This is a genomic window from Aquimarina pacifica (assembly GCF_000520955.1).
GTDB classification, from domain to species: Bacteria; Bacteroidota; Bacteroidia; order Flavobacteriales; family Flavobacteriaceae; genus Aquimarina; species Aquimarina pacifica.
This window is the reverse complement of sequence record NZ_JACC01000094.1, coordinates 1-1,841: the sequence shown is the minus strand read 5'-3', so window position 1 is coordinate 1,841 and position 1,841 is coordinate 1. Positions and strand designations below refer to the sequence as shown.

The window sequence follows — 1,841 nt, the reverse complement described above, 5'->3', positions numbered from 1 at the left end:
TTTAAAAAATACAATCGAATGTTAACCCCACGTTTCTTTTAAGGTATCTGCACTCTATAGGATCCCATATACATATAGTTGGGATTGTGGCGGTACGTATATGATGATGTTAGATTTAAAATACAATACACACTATGAATTTTAATACATATCTTACTTGTTTTTTAGTTAGTTTTTTAGTGTCTGTTAGCGGTTTTTCTCAAGAACGGAGTTTGGCCAAAGCAGATGAGAATTTTGATCGTTTTGCCTTTGTAGATGCGCGTAAGATCTATCTTCAGGTTGCTCAGAATGGGTATGAGTCAGAGGACTTACTCAAAAAACTGGGAGATTCGTATTACTTTAATGCCCAGTTAGAAGATGCTGTGCCTTGGTATGATAAATTAACCACTGCCTATGCCGATGAGTTGGATCCGGAATATTTATTTCGATATTCTCAGAGTTTAAAAAGTATTGAACAATACGATGCTGCTGATAAGGTTATGGAAAAGTTTAATACGCTTACTGGTAATGATCAACGAGCAGAATTTTTTATGAATACTCGTGATTATCTTCGTTTTATAGAAATGCAATCGGGAAAATTTAGATTGCTTAAGCTCAATATGAATTCTAAATACTCTGATTATGCCCCTAGTTTTAATCATCAGGGACAATTAGTGTTTGCTTCTTCCAGAGGAAGTGGTGGTGGTATTTCAAAGAGTGTACATGAATGGAATGAGATGCCTTTTTTGGATTTGTATTCTTCAAATATTATAGAGGCTAATGGGATTTTACAGACTCCCAGTAAAGTAAAAGGAAAGATCAATACTCGTTTTCATGAGTCCTCTACCGCCTTTACTCAAGATGGGCAAACGGTTTATTTTACCCGTAATAATTACACTAAAAACAAATTAGGCTCTAGTGCTGAAGGGACTATTTTATTAAAAATGTATCGTGCGACCCTTGATAAAGGAAAGTGGGGCGGGGTAGAAGAAGTTCCCTTTAACAGTGAAGATTATTCTGTGGCTCACCCAGCTTTAAGTCCTGATGGTCGTAAATTGTATTTTGCCAGTGATATGCCAGATAGTCGAGGTTTATCAGATTTGTATGTAGTTGATGTAAATGAAGATGGCACCTTTGGGGAGCCTAAGAATCTTGGAGATAAAATCAATACAGAAGGTAGAGAAACCTTTCCTTATATCAGTAAATCCGGACGCTTGTATTTTGCCAGTGATGGCCATATAGGTTTGGGAGGGCTGGATATTTTTGTATCGGTTCCCGAAGAATTTGGGGTGTTTTCTATTCCTTATAATGTTGGGAAACCTGTCAATAGTTCAGAGGATGATTTTACATTTGTTTTAAATGAAGATACTAAAATAGGATATTTCTCTAGTAACCGTGTTGGCGGAAAAGGAAGTGATGATATCTATAGTTTTAAGAAAACAGGGGAATTGATCACTTCTTGCAATCAGTATGTAAGTGGGGTGGTTACCGATGCGAATTCTAAAGAGGTGTTGCCAGGAGCCGAAGTGGTACTCCTAGATGACAATAACACAGAGCTTCAACGAGCAGTTGCTGATAGTAAAGGTGTATATGCATTCGATCTACAATGTGATACCCCATATATTGTTCGAGGTACTAAAACCGAGTATAGTCCCACAGAGGCATTACTCAATACCAATAATGTATTAGAGTATAAACATCAGTTACCCCTGCAATTAGGTAAAGGAGGATTGGATGGGAAAGAAGTAAATCCAGGTGATGATCTGGCAAAACTACTCGATCTTGAAATTATTTATTTTGATCTTGACAAATCCTTTATCAGAAAAGATGCTGAAATAGAATTACAAAAAGTAATCGCTGCA

At 36.7% G+C, this 1,841-nt stretch carries 1 protein-coding gene; it reads left to right on the top strand.

The features are described from left to right. Positions 1-134 precede the first annotated feature (134 nt). A partial coding sequence (locus DZ60_RS0121885) for a carboxypeptidase-like regulatory domain-containing protein (protein ID WP_025744132.1) occupies positions 135-1,841 on the top strand: 1,707 nt, incomplete at its 3' end.